General features: G+C 30.7%; 20 protein-coding genes. 9 read left to right on the top strand and 11 right to left on the bottom strand.

The annotated features are described in order from the left end of the window. Positions 1–24: 24 nt before the first annotated feature. From ITB9_RS06280 to ITB9_RS06270, 3 genes are read right to left on the bottom strand one after another with little or no spacing between them, the layout of a single operon-like run. Positions 25–1233 (bottom strand): peptidylprolyl isomerase, encoded by a 1209-nt coding sequence (locus ITB9_RS06280; protein ID WP_082396091.1) that lies wholly within the window; start codon positions 1231–1233, stop codon positions 25–27. A gap of 17 nt (positions 1234–1250) precedes the next feature. Then, positions 1251–1796 carry a gliding motility-associated peptidyl-prolyl isomerase GldI gene (gldI, locus tag ITB9_RS06275; protein ID WP_028607760.1) on the bottom strand — a complete coding sequence of 182 codons (546 nt, stop codon included), beginning with the start codon at positions 1794–1796 and terminating at the stop codon, positions 1251–1253. Next, entirely contained in the window at positions 1786–2805 is a 1020-nt protein-coding gene (locus ITB9_RS06270; RefSeq protein ID WP_054851579.1) for a bifunctional oligoribonuclease/PAP phosphatase NrnA, read from the bottom strand. The genes gldI and ITB9_RS06270 overlap by 11 nt, the downstream gene beginning before the upstream one ends. Before the next feature lie 142 nt (positions 2806–2947). Here ITB9_RS06270 and ITB9_RS06265 point away from each other — a divergent pair, with 142 nt between their 5' ends. Continuing rightward, the gene (locus ITB9_RS06265) at positions 2948–3367 is read left to right on the top strand and encodes a nucleoside-diphosphate kinase (protein WP_028290520.1); all 420 of its coding nucleotides are present in this window, start codon (positions 2948–2950) and stop codon (positions 3365–3367) included. Positions 3368–3539: 172 nt separating this feature from the next. Here ITB9_RS06265 and ITB9_RS06260 read toward each other — a convergent pair whose 3' ends face one another. The 4 genes from ITB9_RS06260 to ITB9_RS06245 form a co-directional block, all read right to left on the bottom strand. Next, the gene (locus tag ITB9_RS06260; protein ID WP_028281616.1) at positions 3540–3731 is read right to left on the bottom strand and encodes a cold-shock protein; all 192 of its coding nucleotides are present in this window, start codon (positions 3729–3731) and stop codon (positions 3540–3542) included. 110 nt (positions 3732–3841) lie between these two features. Continuing rightward, positions 3842–4138: a DUF721 domain-containing protein gene (locus ITB9_RS06255; protein WP_054851578.1), complete on the bottom strand. Its 297-nt coding sequence runs from the start codon at positions 4136–4138 to the stop codon at positions 3842–3844. A gap of 3 nt (positions 4139–4141) precedes the next feature. Continuing rightward, positions 4142–4555: a lipocalin family protein gene (locus ITB9_RS06250; RefSeq protein WP_054851580.1), complete on the bottom strand. Its 414-nt coding sequence runs from the start codon at positions 4553–4555 to the stop codon at positions 4142–4144. 1 nt (position 4556) lies between these two features. Further along, positions 4557–5636 carry a DNA replication/repair protein RecF gene (locus tag ITB9_RS06245; RefSeq protein WP_054851577.1) on the bottom strand — a complete coding sequence of 360 codons (1080 nt, stop codon included), beginning with the start codon at positions 5634–5636 and terminating at the stop codon, positions 4557–4559. Between the two features lie 134 nt (positions 5637–5770). Between ITB9_RS06245 and ITB9_RS06240 the strand changes: the two genes are divergently transcribed. The 8 genes from ITB9_RS06240 (at position 5771) to ITB9_RS06205 (ending at position 12213) form a co-directional block, all read left to right on the top strand. Then, positions 5771–6547 carry a tol-pal system YbgF family protein gene (locus ITB9_RS06240; RefSeq protein WP_054851576.1) on the top strand — a complete coding sequence of 259 codons (777 nt, stop codon included), beginning with the start codon at positions 5771–5773 and terminating at the stop codon, positions 6545–6547. A gap of 8 nt (positions 6548–6555) precedes the next feature. Then, positions 6556–7035, top strand: coding sequence for a 6,7-dimethyl-8-ribityllumazine synthase (gene ribH / locus ITB9_RS06235; RefSeq protein WP_028290515.1), 480 nt, complete (start codon positions 6556–6558; stop codon positions 7033–7035). A 90-nt stretch (positions 7036–7125) separates the two neighbouring features. Beyond that, positions 7126–7344, top strand: a complete 219-nt coding sequence (locus ITB9_RS06230) for a hypothetical protein (protein ID WP_054851575.1) — start codon at positions 7126–7128, stop codon at positions 7342–7344. An 8-nt stretch (positions 7345–7352) separates the two neighbouring features. Next, the gene (locus tag ITB9_RS06225) at positions 7353–7634 is read left to right on the top strand and encodes a riboflavin synthase subunit beta (RefSeq protein WP_028607765.1); all 282 of its coding nucleotides are present in this window, start codon (positions 7353–7355) and stop codon (positions 7632–7634) included. A 3-nt stretch (positions 7635–7637) separates the two neighbouring features. Then, positions 7638–9494 (top strand): DNA mismatch repair endonuclease MutL, encoded by a 1857-nt coding sequence (mutL, locus tag ITB9_RS06220; RefSeq protein WP_054851574.1) that lies wholly within the window; start codon positions 7638–7640, stop codon positions 9492–9494. 3 nt (positions 9495–9497) lie between these two features. After that, the gene (locus tag ITB9_RS06215; RefSeq protein ID WP_028607766.1) at positions 9498–10325 is read left to right on the top strand and encodes a rhomboid family intramembrane serine protease; all 828 of its coding nucleotides are present in this window, start codon (positions 9498–9500) and stop codon (positions 10323–10325) included. 1 nt (position 10326) lies between these two features. Further along, on the top strand, positions 10327–11187 hold the full coding sequence (locus ITB9_RS06210; protein WP_054851573.1) for a rhomboid family intramembrane serine protease: 861 nt from the start codon (positions 10327–10329) through the stop codon (positions 11185–11187). 9 nt (positions 11188–11196) lie between these two features. Next, positions 11197–12213 (top strand): endonuclease/exonuclease/phosphatase family protein, encoded by a 1017-nt coding sequence (locus ITB9_RS06205; RefSeq protein WP_054851572.1) that lies wholly within the window; start codon positions 11197–11199, stop codon positions 12211–12213. A gap of 2 nt (positions 12214–12215) precedes the next feature. Here the strand turns inward: ITB9_RS06205 and ITB9_RS06200 are convergent, their stop codons facing one another. The 4 genes from ITB9_RS06200 to dapB all read right to left on the bottom strand — a co-directional run bounded on the left by ITB9_RS06200 (position 12216) and on the right by dapB (position 15662). Beyond that, positions 12216–12527, bottom strand: coding sequence for a DUF6122 family protein (locus ITB9_RS06200; RefSeq protein ID WP_054851571.1), 312 nt, complete (start codon positions 12525–12527; stop codon positions 12216–12218). Next, positions 12520–13149 (bottom strand): WbqC family protein, encoded by a 630-nt coding sequence (locus ITB9_RS06195; protein ID WP_054851570.1) that lies wholly within the window; start codon positions 13147–13149, stop codon positions 12520–12522. The genes ITB9_RS06200 and ITB9_RS06195 overlap by 8 nt, the downstream gene beginning before the upstream one ends. A gap of 53 nt (positions 13150–13202) precedes the next feature. After that, on the bottom strand, positions 13203–14897 hold the full coding sequence (gene lepB / locus ITB9_RS06190; protein WP_054851569.1) for a signal peptidase I: 1695 nt from the start codon (positions 14895–14897) through the stop codon (positions 13203–13205). A 63-nt stretch (positions 14898–14960) separates the two neighbouring features. Beyond that, entirely contained in the window at positions 14961–15662 is a 702-nt protein-coding gene (dapB, locus tag ITB9_RS06185) for a 4-hydroxy-tetrahydrodipicolinate reductase (protein ID WP_054851568.1), read from the bottom strand. Positions 15663–15689 lie beyond the last annotated feature (27 nt).

Below are 15689 nucleotides of genomic sequence, written 5' to 3'. Positions count from 1 at the left end.
TTTTTATTATAGTATATGGTGTGTTTATTTTTTATCTAAACCAACTAATTCTATATCAAAAATTAAGTTAGCATTTGGTGGTACTGGACCACGTCCAGCAGCTCCGTAACCTAAATAACTTGGTACAAATATTCTGGCTTTATCACCAATATCCATATTTAACATTGCTTCTCTAAATCCTGGAACTAGAGTAGCAGACTCGTTGTATGGCATTGCAAATGCATTATATGCACCTTGCTTTTCAGCATCTTCATTGTAGTTATTGTATTTTTTAGCGTCTTCTACTATTGTAGAAAAGAAAAAACTTCCGTCTTCAAAAAGACCAGTACAATCAATTAAAACACGGTCAGAAGGTTTTGGTTTAATACCATCTGCTTTAGCGTCTAATATCATAACCATTCCTGTAGGAAACTCTTTAACTTCTCCAGGGAAATCAGCATGTTTTTTAATAAAGTTAGCAGCTGCTTCTTTTGACTGTTCTTTAATTCGCTCTAATTCTTTAGCTTTAAGCTCTTCCAATTTTTGAGGTAATAATGGTTCTTGTTCTGTAAATACTTTAGCTGCATCAAATGCTTTAGCTGCATCACCTTTGCGTATTATATTTAATTTTTGAATCACAACATCTTCTAAAGGTTTGTTTTTTTGGTTAACAGCAACATTAGAGATACTGTCTTGTACTTCTAATCCTTTTACTAATTCTCCAAATACAGAATGACAACTTACGCGACCATTACAGTTTTTTAAGCTACCATCTGCGTAAAAACCATCAAGATTTTGTTTTGGTACTTCGGTTATAAAAAATTGACTTCCGTTTGTATTGTAACCACCAGAATTAGCCATAGATAAGATTCCTGCTTTGTCATGACTTAAACTTGTGTCAAACTCGCTAAAAAACTTATAGCCAGCACTTCCCATTCCTGTTCCTGTTGGGTCACCACCTTGAATCATGAATTTGTCCATAACTCTATGAAAAATAATACCATCATAAAATGGTTTTCCTTTTAAAGAATCTGCTAATTTAGGGTGTGTACCTTCTGCTAATCCTACAAAGTTAGCGACTACAACAGGTACTTTTTCGTAAAATAATTTGGCAACCATTGTACCTTTATTAGTCACAAACTCGGCATAAAGACCATCTTCCAAATCTTGGTGTTTATCTTGACAAGAGCTACTTGTTAAACTGACCATTAAGGCAATAAATAATAGTTTCATTGTTTTAATTAATTTGTTCATTTGTTTTGGGTTTATATCTATTCTTTTTGGTTAATCGAAAATACTGAAACTTCGCAAATTATAGGAAGGTTAATTCCTATTTTATTTTCATCTCCATAATAACCGTATGCTTTTTGCGACGGAAAAATAAAAGTTGCACTCTCGCCAGCCTTCATTAATTTTAATCCTTCGCGTAGACCAGAAAATAACTCTTCTTGATCCATTGCATACTTTTGTATTTTAAGTTCCTCTTTACTATAAATAGTTGTTCCTTTTAAATCCTTAATATTATAGCTAAATACAATTTTGTCTCCAAAATTGGGTGTAGATAAGCTATCGCTTTCAATTTTAGTATCAAAATAATACCAAAAACCATTACCTGATGTTTGATAGTTTTTTTCTGGTTGTTGGGCTATAATTGCTTCAATAGCTTTAGTTTCTTTTTGATTTAAAGATTTATTTCTTTCAATAGATTCATCTATAAAAGAGCCACTACTAACTGTTACTGGTTTTCTGGCTTCAGGAGATTTACATCCTAAAACCGTAAAAACTGTAATTATTAATATAATTAAACTATGCTTCATGTAATGCTGTGTTGTATTGCGGTAAGATACTAATAAATTTTTCAACAGTTTTAGCAATATCTACATCGCTTTTTCCTCCTGCAGCATTAGTGTGTCCACCACCTTGGAAGTGCGCTCTTGACATTTCGTTTACAGAAAAATCCCCTTTTGATCTTAAAGATATTTTTATAATGCCTTGTTGTAAATCTTCAATAAATATAGCTGCCAATACTACATTGTTTAAAGATAAAGCATAGTTTACAAAACCTTCTGTATCTCCTTTTTTGTAATCAAATTGCTGTAATTCTTTTTGAGACAATGTTATAAATGCAGCTCTAGATTCTGGTATTACTTTAAGGTTGCTTAAGGCGCAGCCCAAAAGTTGTAATCTATTATAGCTATTGGTGTCAAAAACTTGATTGTGTATAAAAGTATTGTCTGCACCTTTGTCTATTAAGTTGGCTATAATCCTATGTGTAGCGCTAGTTGTGGACCTAAATCTGAAAGAGCCAGTATCTGTCATAATACCAACATAAATGGCTGTAGCAATATTACTATCTATAACAGGTAAACCGTCTAAATACTCTATAAAATTATAAATCATCTCACATGTACTACTCATGGTAACATCACTATATGTGTATTTAGCGTAATCATCAGGTTGTTGATGATGATCTATCATGATTTTTAATGCTTGACTATTAGTTAGTACATTTACCATGTCTCCAGCACGATGAAACGCGTTGAAGTCTAACGTGAAAATTATATCAGCTTCAGCTATTTTTTGTTCGCTATCTTCTTTTTGACTGTCGTATTTTAATATTAAATCTTGACCAGGAATCCATTTTAAAAAATCTGGATAATCATTAGGGACAATAACAGTCGCTAGATGATTAGTTTTTGTTAAATAATGAAATAAAGCCAAACTAGAACCAATAGCATCTCCATCAGGATTTTTATGGCTTACAATTACAATTTTTTTAGGTGTTGCCAATAACTGATTAATGGCTGTAATGTCTTGTTTTGTCATAGCCAACGAAGATACAATTTTTTAATATTGGATTGTATTGTTTTTCTTAATAAATGGCGTACTTTTGCACAAAATTAACAGCTACTTTATAACAATTACAGTGGTTGTAATTAATTACATTAGATAACATTAAAATTAAAAAATGGCAACTAACAGAACATTTACAATGCTTAAGCCTGACTCTGTTGAAAAAGGGTACATTGGCGCAATCTTAGAAAAAATTAACGCTTCAGGTTTTAGAATCGTTGCAATGAAGTTAACACAAATGACTAAGCAAGATGCTGAAGCATTTTACGCTGTACATAACGAAAGACCTTTCTTTGGTGAGTTAGTAGAGTACATGACACGTGGACCTATTGTTGCTGCTATTTTAGAAAAAGATAATGCAGTAGAAGATTTTAGAACTTTAATAGGTGCTACTAATCCTGATGATGCAGCAGAAGGTACTATCCGTAAATTATATGCAGCTTCTATTGGAGAAAATGCAGTACACGGAAGTGATAGTGATGAGAATGCAGCTATTGAAGGTGCTTTCCATTTTTCTGGACGTGAAATGTTTTAAGTATAAAACACTATAGTTTATATAAAAAAATCCAGCGTATGCTGGATTTTTTTTTGTTTTTACATTACTCAAAAATAAATTTAAAAGTAATTGAGTAATAAGGTGTGCCACGAAAAAAGCCTTTCCAATTGGAAAGGCTTTTTTTGTAATGGTTTAAATAGAAAATATATAATTATACTACTTTTACATTTACTGCGTTCATTCCTTTTCTTCCTTCTTGTAAATCGAATTCTACAACATCACCTTCACGAACTTCGTCGATAAGTCCAGAGATGTGTACGAAATGGTCTTTGTCTGATCCTTCTTCAGTTATAAAACCGAATCCTTTTGAATCATTGAAAAATTTTACTGTGCCTTGAGCCATTGTAATAAAAAAATTTGTTAATAATAGTGTCAAAGATAGAATTAATAATATTAACTAAACGTTATTTTTAAATTATTTCAAAAAAAAATATTTAGTATTTCTATTTTTAATTATCTCAAAACCAGTTTTTTAATAATTTCCTTTCCTAATTCCTCATTTAGCATGGTAATTATCTTTTGATTACCATAACTTAATTCTTCTCTTAAAGCACTAGAACTTAGTTGTATATAGAGGGTGTCTCTTTTTAGCTCAATTGCAGTGGTGTAATTGTTAATTCCGTTACCCATTAACTTAGACCAAGCGTCTCTAACATTAACTTTGTCAAGTCCTTTTTCAAGTTTATTTTCGGTAACAAAATCTTGTAATGCTTCAGATATGTTAAGTAAATTGTTGCTGCGTTTTGCCATGTTTTAATCTAGTGTAATTGGTGTGTAACGTCTGTATAAATACAAATCTTTATTTTGGTTTATGACTTGTAATTTGTCATTACTTGCTTTTAATATAGTTTCTTTCCATTTAGCAAATGGAGTTGAGTAATATAAATTTAGACTATCGTTTTCTATCTTAAATATAAATTGTTCTTGATTTTTTGAGGTTTGGTAAGTGCCTCCAAAATTAGGTTTTAGTTTTTTTCTAAATCCAACCGAGTCGTTATTTATTTCAATATAATCTATAGTTTCATTTATAGTGTATTGTTTTTTTGTGCCATCCTTAAGGATTACCTCTTCAATCTCCCAATATCCAGTAATATGTTGTTTAAATTGTTCAGGATTATTACTACAACTAAGTATAAGTAATAATACTATATAGATGGATTTTTTCATGTTAAAGTTTAAAAATTTCATAAGATTGGTGTACTTGTTTTACTGCATTTTCTGTACGTTCGGCATGTGTGTCACTTATAAAAATCTGACCAAAATTTTCGTCATTTACAAGTTTTATAATTTGGGCGACGCGTGTTTCATCTAATTTATCAAAAATATCATCTAATAGCAGTATTGGATTATCACCACTTAACGCTTTAATACTATCAAATTGAGCTAATTTTAAAGCAATTAAAAACGATTTTTGTTGGCCTTGACTACCAAATTTTTTAATAGGATAGTCTCCAATATTAAACTCTAAGTCATCTTTATGTATGCCTACACTAGTGTATTGTAACGCTTTATCTTTGTTAATGGCTTTTCTTAGTAACTGCTCTAAATCGCTTGTAAATAGGTCACTTTTATAATTTAAGCTAACTTCTTCGTTATTGTTGCTTATAGCCTTGTAACGTGCTTTGAATAACGGAATAAAGTCTTCTAAAAACTGTTTGCGTTTTTCAAAAATTTCGGTACCATATAATTGTAATTGCTGGTTGTAAACTTCTATGGTATCGTTATTATAAGTGTGGTTTGCTGCAAAATATTTTAATAACGAATTACGTTGCGATAGTATTTTGTTGTAATTAATAAGACTACTTAAATAGTTTTTGTCACTTTGGCTTATAACGCTATCTATAAACTTACGTCTTGTGTCACTACCTTCAATAATTAAATCTCTATCTGCTGGACTTATTATAACTAAAGGCAAAAAACCAATATGATCACTAAATTTGTCATAAGCTTTAGTGTTTCGTTTGATAACCTTTTTTTGTCCTTTTTTTAGGCTAACAACTATGTTTTCGGTTTTATTATCTTTATCATATTCGCCATTTATAACAAAAAACTCTTCATTATATTTAATGTTTTGCGATGCGACAGGGTTAAAGTAACTTTTACCAAAGGATAAATGATAGATTGCATCCAACACATTAGTTTTTCCGACGCCATTATTACCTACCAAACAGTTAATAGTCTCATTAAATGCAAAGGTTTTTGAGTCAAAATTTTTATAGTTTAATAGTGATAAAGACTTTAAAATCATAGAGTTATTTCTAAAAGGGAAGGCTTTTAATGCGATAGCCTTGTAAGGATGTGCAAATTATTGAAAAATATCAAATAAATAACCTTTTATTTCTGAAGAAAAATTATATTTTTGTGCGCATTAATAAAATTAATATGGCAACTTACAAGAAAAGAGGATACAAACCAAAAACAAAAGTAGAAAAGGAAATTGAGGTTGAAGACACATCGTCATCAACAACAGCTGAGGTTTTTGATACTTTAGATGAATCTGCAAACAAAGCAGAAGAATTTGTAGAGAAAAATCAGAAAAATATTTTTATTATCATTGGTGCTGTAGCAGCTGTAGCATTGCTATATTTGGGATATCAACAATTTGTTGTAAAGCCTAATCAAGGTGAGGCAATGAATGAAATGTATCAAGCACAAAAATTCTTTAATGATGCTGTAACAGCAGCAGTTGGACAAGACTCTTTATATACGTTATCTTTAAAAGGAGGAGAAGGTAAGTTAGGTATGGTTGATATTGCTGACCAATATAGTGGTACTGCTGCAGGAAACTTAGCTAATTACTATGCAGGAATGGCGTATTTAAATACTAAAGATTACCAAAATGCTATCACATATCTTGATAAGTTTGAGAGCGATGACGAAACTTTAGCTCCTATGGCTAAAGGTGCAATTGGTGATGCCTTTATGCAATTAACAGAGGCAGAAAATGCATTAGATTATTATATAGAAGCTGCTAACTTACGTCAAAACGAGTTTACTGCTCCAACTTATTTATTTAAAGCAGGTATTACTGCTTTAAATTTAAACCAAGCATCAAAAGCATTAGATTTATTTAATAAAATAAAAGACAATTACCCAAGCTCACCTGAAGCAACTCAAGCAGAAGTGTTTATTGGTAAAGCTAAGGCAATGTCTAACTAATACATACTATGGCAACAACAAATTTATCAGCATACGATAAAGCAACAATCCCAAACGGAGAGCAATTTCGGTTTGGGATTGTTGTTTCTGAATGGAACGAAAAAATCACTCAAGGTTTATTAGAAGGTGCCAAAAGCACATTAATACAGCATGGTGTAAATGAAGATAACATAGCTATTTGGGATGTTCCAGGAAGTTATGAGCTAATTTATGGTTGTAAAAAAATGCAGAACCAAATGGTAGATGCAGTTATAGCAATAGGTAGCGTTGTGCAAGGAGAAACAAAACATTTTGATTTTGTTTGTGAAGCTGTAGCACAAGGTATTAAAGACCTAAATGTTATTGATGAGACACCTGTTATTTTTTGCCTATTAACAGATAATACCATGCAACAAGCTATTGATAGATCTGGAGGTAAACATGGTAACAAAGGTGTTGAAGCAGCAGTTGCAGCATTAAAAATGGCCCAATTACGTAGTAATGCTTAAGGACTGTTAACAATTTTTAGCATTCTTAACCTATAGCTTTATAGTATTTTCAGTATTTTTGAGTAGTATTCACTTAAAAACTACTTAGACTTGTTTAGTCAAAAACAAAATAAAAAATTTAACTATCAGTCTCGTTTTTCAAAAGACGAAAACTCAGCTGCAAAACTTAAACAAAGTTTAAATACAAGTTGGACTGAAACTAGACGAACAGCTTCAAAAACTAAAAAAGGAAACACATTGTTTCTACTTATTGGTGTGTTAGCTGTTTTGTTGATTGTAATGGTGTACTTAAACACCAAAATTAAATAGATAACGCTATGGGATTACTATCTAAACGTAAAAATAAAAAGTTTAATTACTCGCCTAGATTTTATAAAGGTGAAGGTAATCCGTATGAAATCAAACATAAGTTTGATGAGCATAGAACAACAGTTGGTGAAAATCCAAATTTTAAACAAAAATTTAATAATGCTTTTGATGAGCTTAAAAATAGTCCAGATAAAGCAGCCAATAGACGTATACTGATAATCGTAGCTGTATTAATATTTTTATTTTTATTAATCATCGGTTTTGATTTATCTATATTCTTCTCTAATTAAAGTATGGCAGATATTATTCAATTATTACCAGATCATGTAGCTAATCAAATTGCTGCAGGTGAAGTAGTGCAACGACCAGCTTCGGTTGTAAAAGAGTTACTTGAAAATGCAATTGATGCAAATTCAGACTCCATTAAATTAATTATTAAAGACGCAGGAAAAACCCTAATCCAAGTTATTGATAACGGAAAAGGGATGAGTGCTACAGACGCAAGACTTAGTTTTGAACGTCATGCGACTTCTAAAATAAAATCTGCTGACGATTTATTTCAACTTAACACAAAAGGGTTTAGAGGAGAAGCTTTAGCAAGTATTGCTGCAATTGCACATGTTGAGCTAAAAACGAAACAAGACGACGAAGAACTTGGTACGACTATAGTTATTGAAGGTAGTGAAGTTAAAACCCAAGAGGTTATTGTAACACCAAAAGGGACGTCATTGTCAGTAAAACACTTGTTTTTTAATATACCAGCTAGACGTAATTTTTTAAAATCAAATACGGTTGAACTTAGACATATTATTGACGAGTTTCATCGTGTTGCATTAGCACATCCATCCATTGCGTTTTCAATGTTTAGCAATGGTAACGAGACTTTTAATCTTCCTCAAAGTAATTACAGACAACGTATTGTAAATATTTTTGGAAACAAAACAAACGAAAAATTAGTACCTGTAGAAGAAACCACAGAAGTATTAACCATATCTGGATTTGTTGGTAAACCTGAGTTTGCTAAAAAGTCTAGAAACGAGCAATTCTTTTTTGTAAATAACCGTTTTATTAAAAGCGCGTATTTAAATCATGCAATTAATTCTGCTTTTGAGGGTTTGTTAAAAGATGGAGCACAACCAAGTTATTATTTAAACTTAACGGTTAATCCGCAAACCATAGATATTAATATTCATCCAACGAAAACCGAAATTAAGTTTGATGATGAACATACGTTGTATGCTATTTTAAGATCCGCTGTAAAACATAGTTTAGGACAATTTAATATTGCTCCTGTTTTGGATTTTGATCGTGATGCTAATTTGGATACACCTTATAGCTATGAGCAAAAAGGTATGCCAATTGTAGAGGTAGACCGAAGCTTTAATCCATTTAAAGACGACACACCAGTTTCCAAACCTACAGCAATTGCTAGTCCTAGTTTTAAAAAAGATACAGGAGCAAGTTGGGAGAGTTTATATGTTGGTTTAGAGTCTAAAGGCACTAAAACGACTAAAGATTTTAATGAAATTACTTTTGAAAGTCAACCTGAAAATGAAAGTATTTTTAAAAATGAAAATGAAGTCGAAACTAAGCAAACTACTTACCAATTAAATAATAAATTTATAATAAGCACCATTAAATCTGGTATGTTGGTTATAGACCAGCATCGTGCACATCAGCGTGTTTTATATGAAGATTTTTTGCGTCATATTACTATAAAAGAAGGCGTAAGCCAACAATTACTGTTTCCGTTAGAATTGCATTTTTCTAGTCAAGAAATAGCATTAATTAATCAATTAAAAGAAGATTTAGAATCCACAGGGTTTGTATTTCAATCCATAAAAGATGATACTGTTTTAATTTCAGGTGTACCAGTAAATGTACCAGAAAGCGAAGTGTCTATAATCTTAGAACAGCTAATTAGTGATGTTGAAAACGAAGTGCCAGACAGCAATTTTTCGGCAACAGATTTATTAGCTAAATCTATGGCAAAAAGTTTAGCCATAAAAACAGGTCAAACGTTAACCAATCCAGAACAAGAACATTTAGTAAACCGATTGTTTGGTTGTAAGGAACCTAACGTGTCACCTACTAATAAAACCACATTTATAACAATGACTGTGGATGAGTTAGATAAAAAATTTATGTAAGTTATGATTAAAATAACAGATACAGTTAAGCATCTAATTATCATAAATGTACTAATGTTTATTGGTACAATGACTGTTGGTGATGGACGTTTGTTTTACGATTTATTTGCAATGCATTTTCCTGCAAGTGATGCCTTTAAACCTTGGCAAGTGGTTACTCATATGTTTATGCATGGTGGTTTTACACACTTGCTATTTAATATGTTTGCTTTATGGATGTTTGGAAGTCCAGTTGAGCAACGTTTAGGTCGTAATAAATTTTTGTTTCTATACTTTTCAGCTGGATTAGGAGCGGTTTTGTTTCAGTTAGCTGGATATTATTGGGATTATTTTCCAGCTTTAAAAAGCTTACTAGAATCAGGATTAAGTACCGAAGCTATAAATGATATTATTAATTTTAATATTTTAGATGGTCAGCAATATACAGGTCAGTTATTACAAGAACAATTAGCAACTTATATGGCAGATCATAATATTAGTAGTAATGTAATTAATCAATCTGTATTTCAGTCTTTATTTGAAACTAATGTACTTATAAATAACAGTACCATGGTTGGTGCGTCAGGATGTATTATGGGTGTTTTAGCTGCTTTTGGTATGATGAATCCAAATGCAGAGTTGATGATGCTATTTTTACCAATTCCAATAAAAGCTAAATATTTTATACCAGGAATTATACTTTTAGATGTTATCTCTGCGTTTACAGGACAGTCGTTTTTTAGTCCAAGTAATACTGCTTATTTAGCTCACGTTGGAGGAGCAATAATTGGCTTTGTTATAATGTGGTATTGGCGTAAAACACAATTTAATAAAAACCGTTGGGATAGGTAATATGAATCAAATTCAGCAATTAAAATATAAATATGCTAGACTAAATGTGCTAGAAAAAATTATAGCAATTAATGTTGTAGTATTTTTATTTGCTTTATTGTTAAGACGTTTGGTTCCTATATTATTTGTGTGGCTACGTTTACCTAGTGACTTTATTGACTTTTTATATAAACCTTGGACAATTATTAGTTACGGATTTCTTCATTTTGATCCGTTACACATGCTATTTAATATGTTATGGCTTTACTTTTTAGGTAGAATCATGCTTAATTTATTTAGTCCTAAAATGGCACTCAATATCTATTTTATGGGTATTATATCAGGAGGTTTGGCTTTTTTATTAGGTTATAACTTGCTTCCAAAATTATTTTTACAACCAGCCTATTTAATTGGTGCATCTGCAGGAGTAAGAGCTATTTTAATATTTTTGTGTACTTATATGCCTAATAAAGAGTTAAGGTTTTTTACCTTTAATTTAAAATTATGGTGGATAGGAGCAGTGCTAATTGGTTTTGATATTATTAATATATTTAGTGGTCAAAATGCTGGTGGAAATTTAGCCCATTTAGGAGGTGCTTTATTAGGTTTTGTTTACGCTAAACAGCTAGTTAAGGGTCAAGATATAGGTACAGGTTTTTCGCGTTTTATGGATTGGATTACTGGTGTTTTTAAAAGTCGTCCATCGACCAATTTAAAAACTGTACATAAACAAAAAGGGAAAGTTGCTGGTTATAAAAAAGAAGAGTTTAACCAATTTAATAATCAGAAAAAAGTAGACACCATATTAGACAAAATAAGCAAAAGTGGTTATGATAGTTTGTCTAAAGAAGAAAAAGAGTTTTTATTTAAAGCTGGTAAATAATTAATTAATATGAAGAATTTAAATTTTTTAGAGAAAGTCGTGTTCTTCATAAATTCTATTGCTGCTTTTTTACTACTGTTATCTTATGTTTTACCCAATATACCACCAAAAACATTTGCTATATTATCTGTTTTAAGTTTAGGTGTTCCTTTTTTAATATTGCTTAACGTTTTATTTTTTGTGTATTGGTTGCTTAAAATAAAAAAGCAATTATTACTGTCTTTAGTAGTCATAGCAGTGGGCTATTTTTTGTTTGGATCGTTGTATAAATTCTCTAACTGGGAAGAAAACAACGCAGATAGTTTATCTATTATGAATTACAACGTGCGTTTGTTTAATCTTTATGATTGGATTGAAGAAGACGCGATAGATACAAAACTTGTTGATTTTGTGAAGAATGAAAATCCTGATATTTTATGTATTCAAGAATATCACGAGCAAGAAAGTATTGATTTTTCTTTTTACAAATACAAATACAAAAAACTGGATGACAAAACTAAAAAAATAGGACAAGCTATATTTTCTCAATATCCTATTGTTAATTCTGGCTCTGTTCAGTTTCCTAAAACAGCTAATAATGCCATTTTTGCAGATATTGTTAAAGGTAAAGATACTGTTAGAGTGTATAATTTACATTTACAATCTTTAAGAATTGATCCAAGAGTGCAAAGTTTAACTACCCAAAATTCTGAAGAATTGATACATGGAATAGGAGAGGCATTTAAGCTTCAGCAAAATCAAACAGAATTGTTTTTAAAACATAAAAACCAAAGTCCACACAAATCAATTATAAGTGGTGATTTTAATAATTCTGCTTTTTCATACGTTTATAATGCCATTAGAGGTGACATGAAAGATGCTTTTAAACAACAAGGTAATGGTTTTGGACGTACCTACAACTTTAAGTTTTTTCCGTTACGTATAGATTTTATTTTAGTCGATAAATCGTGGAATGTCAACAGTTTTAAAACTTACGATGTACAATACTCTGATCACTTTCCTATACTTACTAAAATTTCATTTTAATTTTAAGACATTAAAGTACAGTCTGTAATATCTGCAATAATATGAATTACTAATCCTAGACCTATTAACCTAGTGGTTTTTGGTAATAGTAAAATAATATATAATGCAATTGCGTAATAGCTGTGTAAAGGATGAAAGTTTATGCTACATCTGTCTGCCTGAAAGATTGGTGTAGCTAATAAATGATCTAAGTCAATTAAATATCCCGAAAGCATAATTAAGTATGCTTTTTTCCAATTAGATTTAAAAAATAACACTGCTAATAAAAGTGGTAGTAAAAAATGAATTCCGTAATGTATAAACGGTCTAATCATTATGTATTAAGCTTTGATTTTCTAAATAGTTTAAAGCATTTGTACCTTCGTTAAATAATAAATCAAGGATACTTAAATTACTTAAAAAGCCATGTTTAGGACTAAAAACTTGTGTGTAAGCTTCAAAATTAAAATTTTGTTGCTGTCTTGCATTTGATAAGGACCTATAATCTTTTGCATTTGCATTAGTTTCCTTTTCAAAGGTAGTTGTAAATTTTGGTGTCATATCCAATTGAAGACATTCACAAACTATTTCAAAACATTTAAGATTATGGTCAAAAATAAAATCTGATTTTACATTGAAAAGCGGTTGCAATTCATCTTCATAAAATTCAAAAAAAGGTGACGTTCGGTAAGCAGACTCTAAGCTTTTCCAGTGTACAGTTTGCCAATTATCTACATCACTAATTTTAACATCTTTATATAGCTGACGTTGTTTGTGACTATGAATAATTGGTACACTTAATTGTAGCTTTCCGTTTGCTCCATAAATATAAGTCCTATTTCTGTAAGATTGTTTCTGAAAATTATCATGTATTTCAAACGTCAGACTTTCAGCTTTAGCTATAGCAACAAATTGTGCTATACTTGGAAAATATGTTGGATGCAGTACTATATTCATTTTAAAACGGAGTACACTTAAATTAATATTAGAATACTAATGTTTTTAGATCTTTAAGCAGTTTTTTTATTTTTTCTAAATTTTTTGTAACCAAAAAATAAAGCTAATACTATTAAAAACGGAATAAAATAAGAGGTTAATTTACCATTACCACCAACGGTTGTAAATAATCTGTTCCAACGTATTTTATTAATACCTTTTCCGTTAGTATCATAACTCATCCATACAAAAACAGGTTTTCCAACAACATGATCAAACGGTACAAAACCCCACATTCTTGCATCTTGAGAGTTGTGTCTGTTGTCTCCCATCATCCAATAATAATCTTGTTTAAAGGTGTATGAGGTTGCAACTCTTCCATTAATTAAGACTTGGTTGCCTTTTACATTAACAGTATTGCCTTCATAGGCTGTTAGTAAGCGTTTGTAAACCGGTAAGTTATCTACATTAATATCAATAGATTTTCCTTCTTGTGGTATGTAAATTGGTCCAAAATTATCTCTGTTCCAAGTATATCCAGGAGCATTAGGGAAAATGTTTTCAGTCGTACTATTAGATAAATCCTTAGTAACGCTTTTAACATCAGGATCACTTTTCATTATAGTCGCTAAATCTTCAGTTAGATTAACATGTAATTGACTTTCAGCAATATCTAATTTTAACAAGTTAAATGATTCTTGATCAATATTAGCTGTAAAGTTAACTTGTAATGAATCCTGTTTAGTGATATCTACACCAATTTTCTTGACTTTTAAGTAATTCTGAAATTGAGGTCTATTAAAATTAGCGGTTTCAGTTTTAAAAACGTATTGGTCGTATTTTTCTGTAATGTTATATTTTTGATAAATAGATTCAGGTGACACACCATTTAATATAACTTTATAAAAAAACTGTAGTTTAGCTCTGTCTGGTAATTGGTTTTTAGTTCCATTTATATATACATAACCATCTTTAATAGATAGATTGTCACCAGGTAATCCAACACAACGTTTTACATAATTAGTTTTTTTGTCAATTGGTTTGTGTCTTACTTCTCCATAAGGATTATTTATGTCAACTAAAGTATCTACAGGCCAGTTAAAAACAACAATGTCATTACGTTTTATACTTTGAAAAGCAGGAAATCTAAATTTTGGTAATTGAGGAAATTTAAGATAGGATGGCGTAGTACTTCCTGGTATTGCATCATGTATCATTGGTAAAGCTATTGTAGTTTGAGGTGCTCTTGCACCATAATGTACTTTACTTACCAATAAAAAATCACCTACTAATAGTGTTTTTTCAAGTGATGATGTTGGTATAACAAAGGGCTGAATAAAATATGTATGCACTATAGTTGCAGCAACAATTGCAAATAATATAGAGCTTACCCAATCACCAACTTCTGTTCTAGGTTGTAAATCTCTATCTTTTATATGGTTGATGTCCTTAGCGACATAGTTTAAATAAAAACTATAAAAACCAAAAGTGAAAATAGCTAAAAAGGTATCTACAGCAGAATTTTTGCCATAACTTCTTGCAATTTCAACCCAAATTACTGGAAATAGAATGAGATTAACAATTGGTAAAAACAATAGAATAGTCCACCACCAAGGTCTGTTAATAATTTTCATTAAAATTACAGCATTATAAACAGGAATAAATGCTTCCCAAGCTTGTCTGTCAGCTTTAATGTATAGTTTCCAAGTGGCTAAACCATGTAAAACCTGAATAACTAGAAAAAATATAATCCACTGCGTAACGTCCATATTGGTAAAAATTATTGTCTTTTGGTTAATCTATTATTGCAAATGTTGTTAAAATTAATAAAGTTACCCAATATTTAACACATCTTTCATAGTAAAAACACCGGTTTTATCTACAATCCACTCGGCAGCTATAACAGCACCAAGTGCAAAACCTTGCCTGTTATGTGCTTCGTGTTCTATTTTTATAGTATCAATTGGACTAGTGTAACTTATAGTATGCGTTCCAGGTACTTCAGGAATACGCTTAGCAACAATAGGTATATTGTTATTATTAGCTTTATCTAATTCCCAACCTTTATAATCGTCATTATTTTTAATGATACCTTCTGCTAAAGTAATAGCAGTACCACTTGGCGCGTCTAATTTTTGAGTATGGTGTATTTCTTCAATATCTAATTTGTAATCCTTTAATTTAGACATCATTTTTGCTAGAGTTTCATTTAGTTCAAAAAAGATATTTACTCCTAAACTAAAATTAGAAGCATAAATAAAAGCCCCTTTTTGTTTTTTACAAAGCGAAACCACATCGTTATATTGATCTAACCATCCTGTAGTACCAGATATTACAGGTACTTGATTGTTAATACAATTACTAATGTTTCCAAATGCAGCAGAAGGGACGCTAAAGTCAATAGCTACCTCTGCATCTGTAATAGTATAATTGTCAGTTTTTGAAGTTTTAATTACTATGGTATGACCACGTTGTAATGCTATGATTTCAATTGCTTTTCCCATTTTACCGTAGCCTAGTAAAGCTATTTTCATAAGATGATAGTGTTTTAGTTTTCAGAA

It is taken from the genome of Olleya sp. ITB9, from assembly GCF_001315805.1.
Classification (GTDB): Bacteria; Bacteroidota; Bacteroidia; order Flavobacteriales; family Flavobacteriaceae; genus Olleya; species Olleya sediminilitoris.
This window is presented reverse-complemented; position numbering and strand designations above follow the sequence as displayed.

Excerpts from the sequence above, each read along its gene's own strand:
- ITB9_RS06205 (WP_054851572.1), top strand. The coding sequence starts at position 11,197 with ATGAAGAATTTAAATTTTTTAGAGAAAGTCGTGTTCTTCATAAATTCT.
- mutL (WP_054851574.1), top strand. The coding sequence starts at position 7,638 with ATGGCAGATATTATTCAATTATTACCAGATCATGTAGCTAATCAAATT.
- ITB9_RS06255 (WP_054851578.1), bottom strand. The coding sequence starts at position 4,138 with ATGGCAAAACGCAGCAACAATTTACTTAACATATCTGAAGCATTACAA.
- ITB9_RS06260 (WP_028281616.1), bottom strand. The coding sequence starts at position 3,731 with ATGGCTCAAGGCACAGTAAAATTTTTCAATGATTCAAAAGGATTCGGT.
- ITB9_RS06225 (WP_028607765.1), top strand. The coding sequence starts at position 7,353 with ATGGGATTACTATCTAAACGTAAAAATAAAAAGTTTAATTACTCGCCT.
- dapB (WP_054851568.1), bottom strand. The coding sequence starts at position 15,662 with ATGAAAATAGCTTTACTAGGCTACGGTAAAATGGGAAAAGCAATTGAA.
- ITB9_RS06265 (WP_028290520.1), top strand. The coding sequence starts at position 2,948 with ATGGCAACTAACAGAACATTTACAATGCTTAAGCCTGACTCTGTTGAA.
- lepB (WP_054851569.1), bottom strand. The coding sequence starts at position 14,897 with ATGGACGTTACGCAGTGGATTATATTTTTTCTAGTTATTCAGGTTTTA.
- ribH (WP_028290515.1), top strand. The coding sequence starts at position 6,556 with ATGGCAACAACAAATTTATCAGCATACGATAAAGCAACAATCCCAAAC.
- gldI (WP_028607760.1), bottom strand. The coding sequence starts at position 1,796 with ATGAAGCATAGTTTAATTATATTAATAATTACAGTTTTTACGGTTTTA.
- ITB9_RS06195 (WP_054851570.1), bottom strand. The coding sequence starts at position 13,149 with ATGAATATAGTACTGCATCCAACATATTTTCCAAGTATAGCACAATTT.
- ITB9_RS06215 (WP_028607766.1), top strand. The coding sequence starts at position 9,498 with ATGATTAAAATAACAGATACAGTTAAGCATCTAATTATCATAAATGTA.
- ITB9_RS06210 (WP_054851573.1), top strand. The coding sequence starts at position 10,327 with ATGAATCAAATTCAGCAATTAAAATATAAATATGCTAGACTAAATGTG.
- ITB9_RS06245 (WP_054851577.1), bottom strand. The coding sequence starts at position 5,636 with ATGATTTTAAAGTCTTTATCACTATTAAACTATAAAAATTTTGACTCA.
- ITB9_RS06240 (WP_054851576.1), top strand. The coding sequence starts at position 5,771 with ATGGCAACTTACAAGAAAAGAGGATACAAACCAAAAACAAAAGTAGAA.
- ITB9_RS06280 (WP_082396091.1), bottom strand. The coding sequence starts at position 1,233 with ATGAACAAATTAATTAAAACAATGAAACTATTATTTATTGCCTTAATG.
- ITB9_RS06200 (WP_054851571.1), bottom strand. The coding sequence starts at position 12,527 with ATGATTAGACCGTTTATACATTACGGAATTCATTTTTTACTACCACTT.
- ITB9_RS06250 (WP_054851580.1), bottom strand. The coding sequence starts at position 4,555 with ATGAAAAAATCCATCTATATAGTATTATTACTTATACTTAGTTGTAGT.
- ITB9_RS06270 (WP_054851579.1), bottom strand. The coding sequence starts at position 2,805 with ATGACAAAACAAGACATTACAGCCATTAATCAGTTATTGGCAACACCT.